Source organism: Pseudoalteromonas sp. Ps84H-4 (genome assembly GCF_024124645.1).
In the GTDB taxonomy this organism is placed as follows: Bacteria; Pseudomonadota; Gammaproteobacteria; order Enterobacterales; family Alteromonadaceae; genus Pseudoalteromonas; species Pseudoalteromonas lipolytica_C.
Map to the genome: position 1 here is coordinate 23697 of NZ_JAMXSK010000019.1, position 15732 is coordinate 39428.

The window sequence follows — 15732 nt, forward strand, 5'->3', positions numbered from 1 at the left end:
TCTCTATTGCATTTGCAATATCTGACAAGACAACCCTTAAAGCAATGAGGTAAGTCATGTCAAACACAACAACTAAACCATCTCGCCGCGAAGTTCGTGCGGCTGCATCAGAGTATATTTATAACTTAACGGGCCAACCGTTTCCTAATTCTCATAAAGTTTATGTAGAAGGCACGCAAGATAATGTGCGAGTAGGGATGCGTGAAATCACCCTCAGCGATACCTTCATCGGTGGTACTGAAGAGAATCCCGTATTTGAGCCTAACGCGCCAATTCGTGTTTACGATACATCAGGCCCATACACTGATCCGGATTTTAAACTCGATGTGCGCAAGGGCCTTGAGAAATACCGTGAAAAGTGGATTGAAAGCCGCGGCGACACTGAAATTTTAGACTCAGTGACTTCGCAATTTTCTCAACAGCGAATGGCAGATGAAGGGTTAGATCATATCCGCTTTGAACACCTACCAAAGATCCGCCGTGCAAAAGCCGGTAAAAACGTAACGCAAATGCATTATGCGCGACAAGGCATTGTGACGCCTGAAATGGAATATGTGGCGATCCGTGAAAACATGGGACGCGCTAAAGTTCGTGAAGAGTTACTTGCGGCCCAGCACAAAGGCGAATCGTTTGGCGCTAGTATTCCTGATTTTATTACCCCTGAATTTGTGCGTGATGAAATTGCCCGTGGCCGCGCTGTGCTTCCTAACAACATCAACCACCCAGAAACCGAGCCGATGATCATTGGCCGAAACTTTTTAGTTAAAGTGAACGCGAATATTGGTAATTCGTCGGTCACTTCATCAATCGAAGAAGAAGTCGAAAAAATGGTGTGGTCTACTCGTTGGGGCGCCGACACGGTAATGGACTTATCAACGGGTCGCTATATTCACGAAACTCGTGAGTGGGTGGTACGTAACTCACCAGTACCAATTGGCACCGTACCAATTTACCAAGCGCTTGAAAAAGTAAACGGTGTGGCTGAAGACCTAACGTGGGAGATTTTCCGCGATACCTTGATTGAACAAGCAGAACAGGGTGTTGATTACTTTACTATTCATGCTGGGGTATTACTGCGTTACGTGCCGATGACGGCAAAGCGTGTTACCGGTATTGTTTCGCGTGGTGGCTCTATCATGGCGAAATGGTGTTTAGCGCACCATAAAGAAAACTTCTTATACACGCACTTTGAAGAAATCTGTGAAATTTTAAAACAGTATGATGTGTGTTTTTCATTAGGTGATGGCCTGCGTCCAGGCTCTATCGCCGATGCTAATGACGAAGCCCAGTTCAGCGAATTACGTACTTTAGGTGAGCTGACAAAACTTGCTTGGAAACATGATGTGCAAGTGTTCATCGAAGGCCCAGGCCATGTGCCAATGCATATGATCAAAGAGAACATGGAAGAGCAGCTAAAACACTGTGAAGAAGCACCGTTTTATACTCTAGGTCCATTAACCACGGATATTGCACCGGGGTACGATCATTTCACATCAGGTATTGGCGCTGCGCAAATTGCTTGGTACGGCTGTGCCATGCTTTGTTATGTAACCCCTAAAGAGCATTTAGGCTTACCAAACAAAGAAGACGTTAAAGAAGGTTTAATCACCTACAAGATTGCTGCTCATGCAGCCGATTTGGCAAAAGGCCACCCGGGTGCGCAAGAGCGCGATAATGCATTATCAAAAGCACGCTTTGAGTTCCGTTGGCATGACCAATTTAACCTAGGTTTAGACCCAGAACGCGCCCGCGAATATCACGACGAAACATTGCCACAAGAATCAGGCAAGATTGCACATTTCTGCTCTATGTGTGGCCCTAAGTTCTGCTCGATGAAGATCACTCAAGAAGTACGTGATTATGCCAAAGATCTTGAAGCAAGAGGCATTGATCCAAATAACGTAGGTGATGCTATCGAAATCAAAATGGTCGATGTTGAAGCCGAAATGAAAGCGAAATCAGACGAGTTCAAAAAAACAGGCTCTGAGATTTACCACAAAGCAGTTTAATTGATGGAGCTAGGCATCAGCGATAGGCTCTAGGTATTTACCTAGGGCCTAGAGCTTAGGCCTAGAAAGTTTATGTCATTAAAGATAGCGATATTGGGCTTTGGTTTAACTGGCCGTTTAACTGCATTAGCACTTGCTAAAGAGCATCAGTTAAGTGTGTTTGAACAAGATGATGAACATGCTAGCAACAGTGCCGGTAGCGTTGCTGCAGCGATGTTAGCCCCCCTTGCAGAATCAGTCCTGTGTGAACAGGATTTAGCCATACAAGGGCTTAATAGCATCATTCGTTGGCAGCAAATTTTAAGTGAGCTCGATGAAGCGGTGTATTTTCAACAAACAGGCAGTTTAGTGGTTGCTCATCAGCAAGATAGGGGCGATTTACAAAGTTTTGTGAGCCGCTTAAAACCGCTTGAAAGCTATCAGGCACACGCATTGGTTGGCACTCAAATCGCAGACCTTGAGCCAGAACTAGCTGGGCGGTTCCATCAAGGTGTGTATTTACCTTGTGAAGGGCAACTCGATAATCAGGCATTTTATCGCGCTAGTTTTAAAAAGCTTACCTCGCAAGGAGTGCAATTTAACTTTGGCTGTAAAGTTGAATTGAACGCTCATCGGGTGAATGGCCAAAGCTTTGATTATGTATTTGATTGCCGCGGCTTAGGTGCTAAACAGGCTGAACCTTTACTGCGTGGAGTAAGAGGGGAAGTAGCGCGTTTATATGCACCAGAGGTGAACCTAACTAGGCCGATACGGCTGATGCATCCGCGTTACCCAATTTATATTGCTCCTAAGCCAAATCATCAATTTGTGATTGGTGCGACTGAAATCGAATCGCAAGACCGCGGTAAAGTCACCGTGCGCTCGGCGCTGGAGCTATTGTCTGCTGCTTATACGGTGCATAGCGGCTTTGCTGAAGGACGTATCGAGAGCTTGCAATCAGGGCTTCGTCCAGCGTTTGCAGACAACCGCCCGAAAGTCACAAAACAAGGTCGAGTGATCAGTATTAATGGCTTGTACCGTCATGGCTATTTACTTGCGCCTCAGGTGGTTGATGACGCAGTGAGCTTAATTGCTTAAGGATAAAAATGAATATTTTAATTAATGGTCAGTCAGTTACAGTAAGCGAGAATACATCGCTCACTCAGGCGTTGAGCCAGTTTGGTGCAAGACCTCCATTTGCCGTTGCCGTCAATGGTGACTTTGTACCGCGCAGTCAATGTGATGCTAAAACCCTCAACGAAGGCGACAGCATTGAGTTATTGTCGCCAATTCAAGGAGGCTAAGATGGATAGTTTTTCGGTTTATGGTGAGCAGTTTACAAGTCGGTTACTGATAGGCTCAGCATTGTATCCTTCACCTAGTGTTATGCAGGATTCGATAGTGGCCTCACAGGCTGAGATTGTCACGGTTTCATTAAGACGTCAGCAAAGCGCTGTTGCGGGTGATGATTTTTGGCAATTGATAAAAAACACTGGGTTAAAGGTGCTGCCGAATACGGCGGGTTGTCATAGCGTAAAAGAGGCGGTGACCTTGGCGCAAATGTGCCGCGAAGTATTTGCCACTGACTGGATCAAGTTAGAACTAATTGGTGATGAATATAATTTACAGCCCGATCCAATCGCATTGCTTGAAGCCACTAAAATTTTATTGGCCGATGGCTTTAAAGTTTTACCTTATTGCACAGATGATTTAGTGCTGTGTCAGCGCCTCGCTGATTTAGGCTGCGAAGTATTAATGCCTTGGGGCGCACCGATTGGCACGGGTAAAGGCTTGCTGAATCCTTATAACTTAAAAATGATCCGTGAGCGCTTGCCAAACCATACTTTAATTGTTGATGCAGGCTTAGGTTTACCATCTCATGCCTGCCAAGCGCTTGAATTAGGGTATGATGCCGTATTATTAAATTCGGCAATTGCGGGTGCAGGTTGCCCAGTAACGATGAGTAAAGCGTTTAAGAGTGCGGTTGAGGCGGGGCGATATAGCTATGTGGCTAAAGCGATGCCAGAAAAAGACGTAGCAAGCCCATCAACGCCGACGCTCGGTATGCCATTTTGGCATCAAGAATAAAATGTGAGGAATAACATGAATCAGGTTGTATGGACCATAGCTGGCTCAGATTCGGGCGGCGGTGCAGGAATTCAAGCCGATATCAAGGCAATGCAAAGTTTTAATGTACACGGCTGTACGGTTATTACTGCTTTAACGGCACAAAATAGTTTAGGTGTAGAAGCACTTAACCCGATTTCAACAGAGGTGATTGAGTCGCAACTATTAGCCTTAGCCAGTGATATGCCTGCCAGTGTGATTAAAATTGGCATGCTTGCCAATGTGCAGCAAATACAGCTTATTAGTGAGCATTTAAAACATTACAAAGCAACTTGGGCAGAGCCGCCTTTGGTTGTTTATGATCCGGTTGCCATTGCCTCAAGTGGTGATTTATTAACAGAAGAAGATACTGTTAGTGCTATCAAAGAGTGTTTATTGCCATTAGTCGATGTTGTAACACCGAACACCCACGAAACGCAGTTATTAACTGGTGTTTACCTGATTGGCCCAAGCGCAGTGAAAGAAGCCGCAGAGAAGTTAACAGGCTATGGTGCAAAAGCGGTGATCATCAAAGGGGGTCATTGGGATTACCCAAGTGGCTACTGCATTGATTACTGCGTGCAAGGTGAGCAGGCATATTGGCTTGGCAACGAAAAAATTCAAACACCGCATAGTCACGGTACTGGATGCAGTATGGCCTCTGTGATTGCTGCGTGTTTAGCCAAACAGTATCCACTCAAAGATGCCTTTATTTTAGCGAAAGCCTATATCAACCAAGGATTAAAAGCAGCCATTCGTTATGGTGAAGGGATTGGCCCCGTTGCGCACACTTGCTTTCCAACAAATCTAGCAGATTACCCACAAGTCATCGCGGCGGGAAGTTGGCTGGGTGATGAGCTCGACTTTGATTGCCCGGTTGATTTTACCATGGCAGCTGGTTTTGCCGAGTGCGACTCAAAACAGCTTGGGTTATATGCCGTTGTTGATACGGTTGATTGGTTAGAGAAGTGTTTAGCCGAAGGAGTTAAAACAGTTCAAATAAGAATGAAAAATGCAGACGATGCAACACTAGAAGAGTCGATTGCTAGTGCGGTTATGCTGGGGCAGAAGTACGATGCGCAGGTGTATATCAATGATTATTGGCAATTAGCGATTAAACACGGCGCTTATGGTGTGCATTTAGGGCAAGAAGACTTACAAACCGCTAATTTAATTGCCATAAAAGAGGCAGGGTTACGCTTAGGTGTTTCGACCCATGGCTTTTATGAGATGCTACGCGCGCATAATTACAGACCAAGTTATATGGCGTTTGGCGCTATTTATCCAACCACCACCAAAGACATGACAGGGCAAATTCAAGGTTTAGAAAAGCTTGAAAAATTTGTGCCATTAATGGCTGATTATCCAACGGTTGCGATTGGTGGAATTGATATATCACGGGCAGAGCAAGTTGCGAGTACGGGGGTTGGCAGTGTTGCAGTAGTACGTGCGATTACTGAAGCCGAAGACTACCAAGCAGCCATTGCCAAGTTAAAACAGCTGGTCGAAGGTCAGTCTTAATATGAGCGCGTTAAGCGACAAAGAGCAAATTCGTTATAGCCGCCACTTGCTACTCAAAGAGGTGGGGCATGCGGGGCAGCAAAAGTTAAAGTCTGCACATATTGTGGTTGTCGGGGCAGGTGGGCTTGGCTCACCAGCACTGTTTTATTTAGCGGCTGCAGGAATCGGAACGCTCACTTTGATTGACGACGATAAAGTTGAGCTTTCAAATCTACAACGACAAATACTCTATAAAGTAAACCATATGGGGCAGGCAAAAACACAGGCGGCTGCCAAGGTATTAAGCAGTTTAAATAATCAAATTACGGTTAAGCCCCTATGCCAAAAGCTTGATGAAAGTAACTGTGCTGAGCTTCTTGATGGCGCTGACATCATCCTTGATTGTAGTGATAACTTTGCAACTCGCTACTTGGTTAATCGCTATTGTTTAGCTAAATCTATCCCACTTGTGTCAGCTGCTGCCATTGCAACACAGGGGCAAGTGATGAGTTTTGATTTTCGTGATGAACAGAGCCCTTGCTATGGTTGTGTATTCCCGCAAACGAAGGAGCAAACAGCGCTTAATTGCGATAATGCTGGGGTATTGAGCCCGTTACTTGGGGTTATGGGCAGCATGCAAAGCTTATTGGCTATCAATATATTGCTTGGCCATAAAGTCGGTAGTGAGTTTATTCAATTTGATGGGCTAACACTAAAACAGCAGCACTTTAATATTCAAAAAGATAGTGAATGCTCAGAGTGTAATAGCAGAGCGTAGGCGCGGTTTTGTAGTGAATTTTAAGCAAACCACTTTTAGCTAAAGTGGTTTGCTTAATTGGTTTGCTTAATTGAACTTATTAGTCGTTAATTTTCGCAAATGGTGTGCCCATGCGCGTTACTGTTTCAGGGTGTTGATCTGATAAGAACTCAGCTTGATTTGCACCCCAGGCTAAAATAACGGTAGAGCCTAATTTAAAGCGACCCATTTCTTCACCCTTCTTCAAAGTAATCGCGTTGTCACCTGTGGTTGGGTAATTCCAACTAAATACATCTTTACCTGCTGGTGGCGTTACTGTGCCTGCCCAAATAGTCTCGATGCTAGCAACAATTGTCGCACCTACAAGCACCATGGCTAGCGGGCCAATTTCGGTTTCGAAGATAGCCACAACTCGCTCGTTACGAGCAAATAGGTTAGGTACATTTTGCGCTGTTAACGGGTTTACCGAAAATAAATCACCCGGAACGTAAATCATTTTGCTCAGCGTACCATCAACAGGCATGTGAATACGGTGGTAATCTTTAGGCGCTAAATAAATAGTCGCAAACTTGCCGCCTAAAAACGGCGCTGTGTCTTCTTCTTTGCCACCAAGTAGTGCTTGTAAGCTGTAGTCATGGCCTTTTGCTTGGATGATTTGACCGTCGACTACATCGCCTAATTGGCTAATTGCACCATCAACTGGGTGAGCAATAATGTCGCTTTCTTCAGCAAGTGGACGAATACCTTCTTTTAATGGGCGAGTGAAAAACTCATTAAAAGTTTTGTAATGAGCTGGATCTGGGTATTTAGCCTCACTCATATCAATTTTGTATTGTTTGATAAACAATTTAATTAAGGCCGTTGTTAAGCCACCCGCTTTTGCTGCTGCTAACTTGCCAACCATGCGCGAAATGAAATGTTTTGGCATGGCATATTGCATAGCAATTTTGAATTTATCTAAACTCACTTGTTATTTCCTAAATAGTTATACGCGAGGAGCGCGTGCACCAGCACGGCCGTCGGCCATAGTTTCTAAAATTCGGTGGTAACTGTCAAAACGAAGTTCTGAAATTTCACCATCATCAACAGCTTGGCGAATTATACAGCCAGGATCGTTTAAATGTTTACAATCGCGAAAACGACAGCCACCAATAAAATCACGGAACTCTTTAAAGCACCATGTAACGCGCTCAACCTCTAAATGCCATAAGCCGAACTCACGAATTCCCGGTGAGTCGATTAGGTTACCACCACTTGGTAAATGGTGTAATCGCGATACGGTTGTTGTGTGTTGACCAAGGCCGCTGTTCTCGGAGACTTCTTGGGTTAGAATGTCAGCATCTGGCAGTACAGTGTTCACTAAGGTTGATTTACCCACACCACTTTGACCAACAAAAATGCTGTTTTTACCGACCAGTTTTTGTTTAAGTTCATCAATGCCTTGACCCGTTTTATTACTGACTAACAGTACTTGATAACCTAACTCTCTATAGATATCGAGAATTTCATCAATAAAAGCAAGGCCTTCATCGTCAATTAAATCTATTTTGTTGAGCACTAAAATAGGCTCAATTCCCATGTCTTCACAGGCAACTAAATAGCGATCGATAATGTTTGGCGTAAACTCAGGCAGTACCGCAGAGACCATTAAAATTTGGTCGATATTGGCAGCGACGACTTTTACCCCGTCATAAAAATCAGGGCGCGTTAGTTGTGAGCGACGTTCATGAGTTGCCTCAATAACGCCAGCTAAGTCGCCTTCGCTAACTTTTGCACGGCGAAAAATAACTTCATCACCACAGACAAGGCTCGATACTGTTCTGCGAATATTACAACGTAATATGCTGCCTGATTCGGTTTCGATGTCGGCATGTTGGCCAAATCGACTGATCACTACCGCATTTTCGGCAGGACCTAAATTGTCATTTTGCCATTGCACAGTTACCCCTTTCTCTTGCTTTTTATCTGCATTAGAGAGGCGTTTTTGATGATTGGCCTTAATTCGACGCGATTGGCCTTTACTTAATTTCTTTTGTTTTGCCACTTTTGGCCTATAACTTGAGTAAATGTCGGGCTTTTTGAAAAAAAAGCTTTAGGTCGACTGATGATACTAATATGATATATCTAAATGCGTTGGATCTAAAGGAAAGCACCGCTAAGGTAACTATGTCTTTTCATAAATCAAATCTTATCTGGCTCGACCTGGAAATGACCGGCCTCGAACCAGCAACAGATAAAATACTCGAAATTGCCACTGTTGTCACCGACAGTGATTTAAACATTTTGGCTGAAGGCCCTGTTATTGCTATTCATCAAAGCGATGAACTGCTTGATGGCATGGATGAGTGGTGTACAACTCAGCACGGTCAATCTGGTTTAACAGCTCGTTGTAAAGCAAGCACATTCACAGAGCAAGATGCCATTGAGCAAACACTGGCATTTTTGAAGCAATGGGTACCTGCGGGTGCTTCGCCTATGTGTGGTAATTCTATCGGCCAAGATCGCCGCTTTATGAATAAGTACATGCCTGAATTGGAAGACTACTTTCACTACCGTAACCTCGATGTAAGCACAGTTAAAGAGCTTGCGCGTCGCTGGAAACCTGACGTGTTAGCACAAGTGAACAAAAAAGGTTCGCATCTAGCCCTCGACGATATCAAAGATTCGATCATGGAATTAAAGGTTTACCAAGAAAAATTCTTTAATTTGTAAAAAACATTTGCAAACACATCGGATTATTGTAGAATCCTGCCCCGCTTAAGACGTTAACCCCGCGGGGTTGGTATGTCTCTAAGTAATTGAATGCGGCACTAGCTCAGTTGGTAGAGCGCAACCTTGCCAAGGTTGAGGTCACGAGTTCGAGCCTCGTGTGCCGCTCCAATTTCTCACCAAAAGAAATTGGCTTAAGTTTCAAGGGGAAAGTTGAAAGCATTAGCTTGAAGCTAGAAACTTGCAGCTTACAACTTATTTATGCGGCACTAGCTCAGTTGCCAGAACGTTTACCGCAACCTTCAAGGTTGTGCACCAACGGACAAATTACTGACAATTTTTGAATGCGGCACTAGCTCAGTTGCCAGAACGTTTTACCGCAACCTTCAAGGTTGTGCACCAACGGACAAATTACTGACTACTTATAAAGCGGCACTAGCTCAGTTGGTAGAGCGCAACCTTGCCAAGGTTGAGGTCACGAGTTCGAGCCTCGTGTGCCGCTCCAATTTCTCACCAAAAGAAATTGGCTTAAGTTTCAAGGGGAAAGTTGAAAGCTCCAAGCTATTCAAACTTGAATCTTGTAACTAGAAACTATTTGATGCGGCACTAGCTCAGTTGGTAGAGCGCAACCTTGCCAAGGTTGAGGTCACGAGTTCGAGCCTCGTGTGCCGCTCCAATTTCTCACCAAAAGAAATTGATATAAGTTTCAAGGGGAAAGTTGAAAGCTCCAAGATATTCAAACTTGTAACTTGAATCTTGTAACTAGAAACTATTTAAAGCGGCACTAGCTCAGTTGGTAGAGCGCAACCTTGCCAAGGTTGAGGTCACGAGTTCGAGCCTCGTGTGCCGCTCCAATCTCTAAAAAATCCCAAAATACTTTCTTAAATAAAATCTTTCTTAAATAAAGCTGTTAAAACCAAACTTTGTCTATAGCTAGTTTCTAGATCTGACCTTGAATCGTCGCGACAATCCGTCTAGCACCACCATGGTCTCGGTGTTCACCTAAATAAATACCTTGCCATGTGCCTAGCATTAAGCGGCCTTGATTAATTGGTATGGTGAGTTCAGCACCTAATGTACTGCTTTTTATATGGGCTGGCATATCGTCATCACCTTCATAATCATGACGATAATAACTTTGTCGTTCTGGCACAAAGTGATTGAAGTGACTTTCCATATCCATTCGCACAGTCGGATCTGCATTTTCGTTAATGGTTAAGCTTGCAGAAGTGTGCTGAATGAAAAGGTGTAATAAACCGACTTTGTACTGTGTTATTTCGGGGAGTTGACGAAGTATTTCGTCATCAATAATGTGAAAGCCTCGCGAGCGAGGCTTTAATTGAATTGTTTTTTGCTGCCAACTCATAGTTTATCAAAGCTTACTTCGATATTGGCGTTACCGTCAGCTGACGTGAATGGAATTAACACCTTGGCACCTTCGCATTTGTGAGCAATTGTATGTCCTTTGCCAGACACTACAACTGGCGTTGCCATATCAAACTCATAGCCTTTTTCGCCAAGTAAGTTTTTAGCACCACCTGTCACCATGTTAGTGATTTCACCGACCATATCGGTAACTTCTTCATCGATAGTTTCTGGTCGTTCTCCGAGCATTCTTTCCATAATGGTTAATGCTAGGCTTTCATCAAATGAGATTGAAAGTGAGCCTTTTGTTTGTGGTCCAACCATACCTATTAAACCGGAAACATCACCACGGGCTACTTCATCTTTTTTTAAACTAGGTTTACCCGGTTTCAATTCTGTTTGAGCCATGGTGCTCAATACATTTAATAATGATGATAAAAATGGGTTGATGAACTCCACATTCATTATTTAATTTCCCTCAGGTTACGCAGCCAAGCTGCAATTATAACTTAAGTGTAGTGGCTGTTCAGAACAGTGCACTTAATCTTTGCAATTTTCACACTTTCCATGTGCTTCGATAGTTTGTCCAGAGACAATAAATCCACTTTCTGCGGCGAGATTATTCAGTTCGTGAGAAATCACTGTTGAATGTAACTCTTTAACAAAACCACAGCTGTCGCAAATTAATAGTTGTACAGGGTGAATATGATCGAAATGATGGCACAACATAAAAGAGTTAGTACTTTCGATTTTATGAATAAAGCCAAGTTCAGACAAAAAATCTAACGCGCGATAAATAGTGGCAGGTTTTGCACCAGACTCAGTTAATTTAAGTTGTTCTAATAAGTCATAAGCACCTACACCACCTTGCGCACTAGCTAAAAGGCGAAATACTTTTTCACGGATAGGCGTGAAACGTGCACCACGATTGTCGCAGACTTGTTTTGCTTTACTAACGAGTGATTCTATATTCATCTTCTCTTATCCTTACGCTACCGTGATATACTAACATACTGTATTGTAGTTGCAGTGTTTTTATTCGCTATCTCGTTTTCAAGGAAGTTTGTTAATGACTGAGTTGCTCGCCGCGTTCATTTTCTTTTTTGCTGTGATTGATCCAATCGGTACGGTGCCTGTCTTTATTGCTGTAACCCGCTGGGATGATGCCAAGTTTAAACGCAAAGTTGCACTTAAAGCGGTAGGAGTGTCGGCATTAGTTTTACTTTTCTTTGTTATTGCTGGGGAGTTGCTGTTAAACGCAATTAAAATTCCTTTATCGGCATTTCAGATTGCTGGCGGCATTGTTCTATTACTTTTTGCGCTGTCTATGATCTTTGGCGAGAGTAAGCCTGAAAGCGAAATTAAAAGTGTCCGTGATAGTACCGAAACGGCTATCTTTCCGCTGGCAATTCCATCAATTGCAAGCCCGGGGGCAATGCTCGGTGCAGTGTTGATGACGCGCAATAATGAATATACATGGTTAGAGCAACTAGTTACCTCTGCGATAATGTTATCGGTGCTCATTATCGTCTTAGTGTTACTTTTATTGGCTACTCAAGTTCACAAATTAATTGGTGATAGTGGTGCCAGTATAATCAGCCGAGTGATGGGACTAATTTTATCTTCAGTGGCTGTGACAAATATTCTTGGCGGCATAGCTCACTACTTTGGTTTGAGTGTCGTTGGATAAGATGAATTAAAGTGCATTTTCAGTAATTTAAACTTTGAATATTTGTCTTCTTTTATCTAAGTTAAGAAGTAGGCAATAAAAATTTAAGGAATAGAGAATGCTACTCAAAAATGTTGTTTTATCAGTTTTTCTGATTTTTAGTTTAGGTGCTTGCATGGAGCCAACCTATGACAGTGGTAAGTTAAAAGTTATTGAAGTAACTGATCATGATTTTAAAATTAATGGTGAAAGCGCAGTAACAGTGATCATTGGTCATGCAAATGTTGCTGAGTACAGCTTTTCACTTCGTAAAAGTGATTTAAAGAAAGGTACACTTTTACAATCAGTGTCTGACAGCAACCCGAATGTTCGCGCTGATGGTACATTTTTTAGTGAATACTATGTGCAGTCAAAAGATCATGATACTCATGCATCAATTGAAATTGTTGAAATCGACCCTGTTGAAAAAGTAGCGCGTATTGCAGTGGGTGCCAAACTAGTTAACCTTAAGAACGAAGATTATAAAGAGTTAGAAATCACCATATTTGAACTTACAGGTAAAAACTTAGAACACCTCCTTAATGAAGTTAAAAGTTAACTTATCCACCATTTTGTAAGAAGTGAGTGTGTAGTCCACTTCTTTTATTCTTTTCTTCCCCATCTTTGATTATGTCATGTTGCGATTGAGCATTAGTGATATAATATCGAAAATTTTGTCAGGGCATGATGCATCTCTTAAAATTGCGTCATCGCTGTACTGAGCGTTAATCGTATTTAGGTAATCAAGTTGCAAGTAAACGTATTGATCTTTATAGGGGCCATGTTATGAGCACAACGACATTAAACCGCCGTTTTTCCGTGGCGCCCATGTTAGATTGGACAGATAACCAATAAAACAAGGGCTTTAAATGATACTAGGGTGACTATAGGGGCACCGCTAATAATTGAGGGTTCCCAGTCACCCTCAAATAAATAGACCTGCTTTAAGCGGGTTTTTTTGTGCCTGTATAAATGTTCAGCTTGTTAAAAGGTGAATGCTAACTTAACTTAAGTGTTTACAAAGTTATGGAAAATAAAAGGAATAGGTATGGTATTTAAAATATTGGGTTGGTTCATTGGGGTAAATTTAGTGTTTGCTGGGTTTGCTTTGCTTATTAGTGGCGACATTATAGCTGGGTTGATCTTGTTGCTTGCGGCTGTATTTTGTATACCGCCACTATTATCTAAAATGAATAAGCGAATGGTAAAGGAAGCGGTTAATCGTGGTAAAAGTCACAACGAACTGACGCAAGGAAAGGCGATAATTGCAGGGGGAGTGCTTTTTGTTATAGCTGCTGTTTTCGTAAGTCCACAGCCAAAAAGTGAAAACAAAACAAATGAAACGGCTAAGGTGGTTGAAGAACCTGAAGAAGGAAAATCAATACAAGAGGATGAAGTAAAAGCCAAGCAAAATAATACTCCCAGTGGTATAGATCTAATTGCGCAATTAATGTGGAAAGTCGACGAACTAGAGAATTGGTTTATAGGGCCTTTTGAAGAAAGGCATAAGCGTCAGTTTTATGATGTTAAAAATAATTATGATGAACAGCTCGATAAAATTTGTGGTGACTTTGATGCGCTAGTTAAAAGTACAGGGAACTTGAATAGCGATTATTATGATGAGGCGTTAGCATGCAGGAACTTTAAGCTAAGCCTTGTTCATGTAATTAATAGCTTAAACCAAGGTGCATATTCAGAAATACCGAAGATAAGAGCTAAGTTTGAGCCTGAATATCAAAATCTAAAGAAACAAGTTGATGAGTATAGAGAGAGTAAGAAAAGTAAGAAAAAAGCACCTGACTGGTATGTTAAGAGTGCAAGTGATTTGGTAAATCAAAACGCATCCGAATGGCATGAAGCTACAAGTGAAGAAAAATTATCAATGTGTGCAAATGTCATATCTAAATTTTGGTTGGATGACTCACTTAATGAAAATATTAAAAACAAAATAAACTCGGTTAAAGATATCAAACCCTATGCGGAAATGTTGGTTATAGAAATGGATAACGCATTAGATGGAAGTCCATCTAAAACAGGTGTAAACCCTAAACTAAGTGAGTCAGTCGTTACATTAATGATAATGATGGAATGGTTAGAATGACATGAAATCAACTTTCAATGGAACCCGCAATAGCGGGTTTTTTATTAACTTAATCCCCAAAAAGCCTACAGAGTAAATTTTTTAAAACTTTTTTAATTTTTTTTGCGTCATTTTTTACCTGATTTTTACCGAAATAAAGACTGTGTTAGGAAGAAATAAAACGAGCGAATTGCGCGTTTTTACGTTTGTTGTAAGTTATTGCCGGTATTGTAGTTAGTGGATAAAACCTAATATTAATGAATAAAAAACCGACCTTAATAAGGAAAAAAAGTGCGCAAACTGCGCACTATTAAATTGTTATATGTCAATCTGTTAGGATGATTTAGCTGTACGTATAAACAGTGTTTTTGGTTGCTATTATAAATTTAATCATTACAATTAAATTTACATCAAGAAGTGATGTTTAATTAACCAGAAAAGGAACGAGTTATGAGTAATTTATATGCATTGAAAGTTTTAACCAAATTGGACGGTGGTAATGGCGGCGGCGGTGATGGTGTTGAGCCACCGAAAGAAAAGTAACTAAAAATCATAGTTTAACCTAACCAGCCTAAAAGGCTGGTTAATTATCACCAAGGAATGCACATGCTCAATTTTTTTACCGCAACAGGCTGGATTATAAAGTCTTTAGAAGTACTCACCGTACTTTTTCTGGTTGTAACTTTTAGCAAACACAAGTTTGCACTGTTTTTTGGCGGTAAAAAGAATTTAAATTCGCAAAGCGATCATACACTGCACTCATGTTTTATTGCTGCTCTGGCAGTTATGGTATTTCATTTTGTAAGCTCAGCTTTAGCGCAACATATAATAGCGTTGGAAATGGAAAAAATGATGTTACGTCAGTTTTTTTATTTCACCATGTTTACCTGCTCAATGGCCTTTGCTGTTACTTTGTTTTTATTGCATGTTATGCGTGGTTGCACATTTTCGCTAACAGCTCGTTTATGTATCTATTTATCAATACTGCAAGCAATGTTACAAATGCTGCAATTTATAATGCGTGGCATGCTTGATAACAGTATGTTGTCACCGTTTTATAGCACCACAGTTGTTGTTTTAAATGTTTTATCACTTGCGGTTGTTGCATCGTTTCCTGTTAAACAGTTTTTCCAAAGTAGTAAAGAGGTAGCCTAATGCCATTATTATTCGTCATGGCGATAAGCCTTGCAGTTATGTTAACTATTGCGGGCTATGTAATAGTAAGAGGCCATGCTACTACCAGTTTTGAGCTTACATTTAAACAATTAATAATCACTAAAGTGATCAGTGATTCAGTACAAAGTGAAGACGAAAAAGGCATAGCACATAACATTGTGATGGACTTAGGTGAGGCTTTACAAAACAACCGAGAAATTGATGCATACGATAAGTTAAAGGCAATCAACGCACAGGCAATAAGCTATCGAGTAAAGAACCTGCAAGCCCCAGTTGAGCTTACAATAGAACCTCAAACTAAACCTGAACCACCACACCCATTTTTAAAAGTGATAAAATAAAA

The 15732-nt window shown here is 41.7% G+C and carries 17 protein-coding genes and 4 tRNA genes; 16 read left to right on the plus strand and 5 right to left on the minus strand.

Features of this window, described 5'->3' with window-relative positions; translation table 11 throughout:
• The first annotated feature begins 56 nt into the window (after window positions 1-56).
• From thiC to NH454_RS15920, 6 genes are all read left to right on the plus strand, one after another.
• Window positions 57-2009 carry a phosphomethylpyrimidine synthase ThiC gene (thiC, locus tag NH454_RS15895; protein ID WP_253039644.1) on the plus strand — a complete coding sequence of 651 codons (1953 nt, stop codon included), beginning with the start codon at window positions 57-59 and terminating at the stop codon, window positions 2007-2009.
• A gap of 72 nt (window positions 2010-2081) precedes the next feature.
• A complete protein-coding gene (locus NH454_RS15900) occupies window positions 2082-3086 on the plus strand; it encodes an FAD-dependent oxidoreductase (RefSeq protein ID WP_253039645.1) in 1005 nt (334 codons plus the stop codon).
• An 8-nt stretch (window positions 3087-3094) separates the two neighbouring features.
• Window positions 3095-3292: a sulfur carrier protein ThiS gene (gene thiS / locus NH454_RS15905; protein WP_058585948.1), complete on the plus strand. Its 198-nt coding sequence runs from the start codon at window positions 3095-3097 to the stop codon at window positions 3290-3292.
• Window position 3293: 1 nt separating this feature from the next.
• Complete coding sequence (locus NH454_RS15910) at window positions 3294-4076, plus strand: thiazole synthase (RefSeq protein ID WP_235403628.1); 783 nt, start codon at window positions 3294-3296, stop codon at window positions 4074-4076.
• A 15-nt stretch (window positions 4077-4091) separates the two neighbouring features.
• Window positions 4092-5615, plus strand: coding sequence for a thiamine phosphate synthase (thiE, locus tag NH454_RS15915; RefSeq protein WP_253039646.1), 1524 nt, complete (start codon window positions 4092-4094; stop codon window positions 5613-5615).
• A 1-nt stretch (window position 5616) separates the two neighbouring features.
• A complete protein-coding gene (locus NH454_RS15920; RefSeq protein WP_253039647.1) occupies window positions 5617-6372 on the plus strand; it encodes a HesA/MoeB/ThiF family protein in 756 nt (251 codons plus the stop codon).
• Between the two features lie 79 nt (window positions 6373-6451).
• Here the strand turns inward: NH454_RS15920 and asd are convergent, their stop codons facing one another.
• Entirely contained in the window at window positions 6452-7318 is an 867-nt protein-coding gene (gene asd / locus NH454_RS15925; protein ID WP_175083551.1) for an archaetidylserine decarboxylase, read from the minus strand.
• A gap of 18 nt (window positions 7319-7336) precedes the next feature.
• Entirely contained in the window at window positions 7337-8395 is a 1059-nt protein-coding gene (rsgA, locus tag NH454_RS15930) for a small ribosomal subunit biogenesis GTPase RsgA (RefSeq protein ID WP_253039648.1), read from the minus strand.
• A gap of 122 nt (window positions 8396-8517) precedes the next feature.
• Between rsgA and orn the strand changes: the two genes are divergently transcribed.
• From orn to NH454_RS15955, 5 genes are all read left to right on the plus strand, one after another.
• Entirely contained in the window at window positions 8518-9063 is a 546-nt protein-coding gene (gene orn, locus NH454_RS15935; protein WP_135923411.1) for an oligoribonuclease, read from the plus strand.
• Between the two features lie 92 nt (window positions 9064-9155).
• Window positions 9156-9231 (plus strand) — tRNA-Gly (locus tag NH454_RS15940).
• 258 nt (window positions 9232-9489) lie between these two features.
• A tRNA-Gly gene (locus NH454_RS15945) sits at window positions 9490-9565 on the plus strand.
• Window positions 9566-9660: 95 nt separating this feature from the next.
• Window positions 9661-9736: transfer RNA gene (locus NH454_RS15950), tRNA-Gly, on the plus strand.
• A 102-nt stretch (window positions 9737-9838) separates the two neighbouring features.
• A tRNA-Gly gene (locus NH454_RS15955) sits at window positions 9839-9914 on the plus strand.
• An 86-nt stretch (window positions 9915-10000) separates the two neighbouring features.
• Here NH454_RS15955 and NH454_RS15960 read toward each other — a convergent pair.
• From NH454_RS15960 to NH454_RS15970, 3 genes are all read right to left on the minus strand, one after another.
• Window positions 10001-10426 (minus strand): secondary thiamine-phosphate synthase enzyme YjbQ, encoded by a 426-nt coding sequence (locus NH454_RS15960; RefSeq protein WP_130166180.1) that lies wholly within the window; start codon window positions 10424-10426, stop codon window positions 10001-10003.
• Window positions 10423-10890: a chemotaxis protein CheX gene (locus NH454_RS15965; protein ID WP_135923412.1), complete on the minus strand. Its 468-nt coding sequence runs from the start codon at window positions 10888-10890 to the stop codon at window positions 10423-10425. Before NH454_RS15965 ends, NH454_RS15960 begins: the two co-directional genes overlap by 4 nt.
• Window positions 10891-10965: 75 nt before the next feature.
• Window positions 10966-11400, minus strand: a complete 435-nt coding sequence (locus tag NH454_RS15970; protein ID WP_138558083.1) for a transcriptional repressor — start codon at window positions 11398-11400, stop codon at window positions 10966-10968.
• 94 nt (window positions 11401-11494) lie between these two features.
• Here NH454_RS15970 and NH454_RS15975 point away from each other — a divergent pair, with 94 nt between their 5' ends.
• The 5 genes from NH454_RS15975 to NH454_RS15995 all read left to right on the plus strand — a co-directional run bounded on the left by NH454_RS15975 (window position 11495) and on the right by NH454_RS15995 (window position 15730).
• On the plus strand, window positions 11495-12115 hold the full coding sequence (locus tag NH454_RS15975) for a MarC family protein (RefSeq protein ID WP_135923414.1): 621 nt from the start codon (window positions 11495-11497) through the stop codon (window positions 12113-12115).
• A gap of 97 nt (window positions 12116-12212) precedes the next feature.
• On the plus strand, window positions 12213-12692 hold the full coding sequence (locus tag NH454_RS15980) for a hypothetical protein (RefSeq protein ID WP_135923415.1): 480 nt from the start codon (window positions 12213-12215) through the stop codon (window positions 12690-12692).
• A gap of 489 nt (window positions 12693-13181) precedes the next feature.
• Window positions 13182-14234, plus strand: coding sequence for a hypothetical protein (locus NH454_RS15985; protein ID WP_138558082.1), 1053 nt, complete (start codon window positions 13182-13184; stop codon window positions 14232-14234).
• 585 nt (window positions 14235-14819) lie between these two features.
• Complete coding sequence (locus NH454_RS15990) at window positions 14820-15368, plus strand: hypothetical protein (RefSeq protein WP_138558081.1); 549 nt, start codon at window positions 14820-14822, stop codon at window positions 15366-15368.
• Window positions 15368-15730 carry a hypothetical protein gene (locus NH454_RS15995; RefSeq protein ID WP_138558080.1) on the plus strand — a complete coding sequence of 121 codons (363 nt, stop codon included), beginning with the start codon at window positions 15368-15370 and terminating at the stop codon, window positions 15728-15730. Before NH454_RS15990 ends, NH454_RS15995 begins: the two co-directional genes overlap by 1 nt.
• The last annotated feature ends 2 nt before the right edge of the window (window positions 15731-15732 follow it).

Coding starts and splice junctions, on each gene's coding strand:
- thiC (WP_253039644.1), top strand. CDS start 57: ATGTCAAACACAACAACTAAACCATCTCGCCGCGAAGTTCGTGCGGCT.
- NH454_RS15900 (WP_253039645.1), top strand. CDS start 2,082: ATGTCATTAAAGATAGCGATATTGGGCTTTGGTTTAACTGGCCGTTTA.
- thiS (WP_058585948.1), top strand. CDS start 3,095: ATGAATATTTTAATTAATGGTCAGTCAGTTACAGTAAGCGAGAATACA.
- NH454_RS15910 (WP_235403628.1), top strand. CDS start 3,294: ATGGATAGTTTTTCGGTTTATGGTGAGCAGTTTACAAGTCGGTTACTG.
- thiE (WP_253039646.1), top strand. CDS start 4,092: ATGAATCAGGTTGTATGGACCATAGCTGGCTCAGATTCGGGCGGCGGT.
- NH454_RS15920 (WP_253039647.1), top strand. CDS start 5,617: ATGAGCGCGTTAAGCGACAAAGAGCAAATTCGTTATAGCCGCCACTTG.
- orn (WP_135923411.1), top strand. CDS start 8,518: ATGTCTTTTCATAAATCAAATCTTATCTGGCTCGACCTGGAAATGACC.
- NH454_RS15960 (WP_130166180.1), bottom strand. CDS start 10,426: ATGAGTTGGCAGCAAAAAACAATTCAATTAAAGCCTCGCTCGCGAGGC.
- NH454_RS15965 (WP_135923412.1), bottom strand. CDS start 10,890: ATGAATGTGGAGTTCATCAACCCATTTTTATCATCATTATTAAATGTA.
- NH454_RS15970 (WP_138558083.1), bottom strand. CDS start 11,400: ATGAATATAGAATCACTCGTTAGTAAAGCAAAACAAGTCTGCGACAAT.
- NH454_RS15975 (WP_135923414.1), top strand. CDS start 11,495: ATGACTGAGTTGCTCGCCGCGTTCATTTTCTTTTTTGCTGTGATTGAT.
- NH454_RS15980 (WP_135923415.1), top strand. CDS start 12,213: ATGCTACTCAAAAATGTTGTTTTATCAGTTTTTCTGATTTTTAGTTTA.
- NH454_RS15985 (WP_138558082.1), top strand. CDS start 13,182: ATGGTATTTAAAATATTGGGTTGGTTCATTGGGGTAAATTTAGTGTTT.
- NH454_RS15990 (WP_138558081.1), top strand. CDS start 14,820: ATGCTCAATTTTTTTACCGCAACAGGCTGGATTATAAAGTCTTTAGAA.
- NH454_RS15995 (WP_138558080.1), top strand. CDS start 15,368: ATGCCATTATTATTCGTCATGGCGATAAGCCTTGCAGTTATGTTAACT.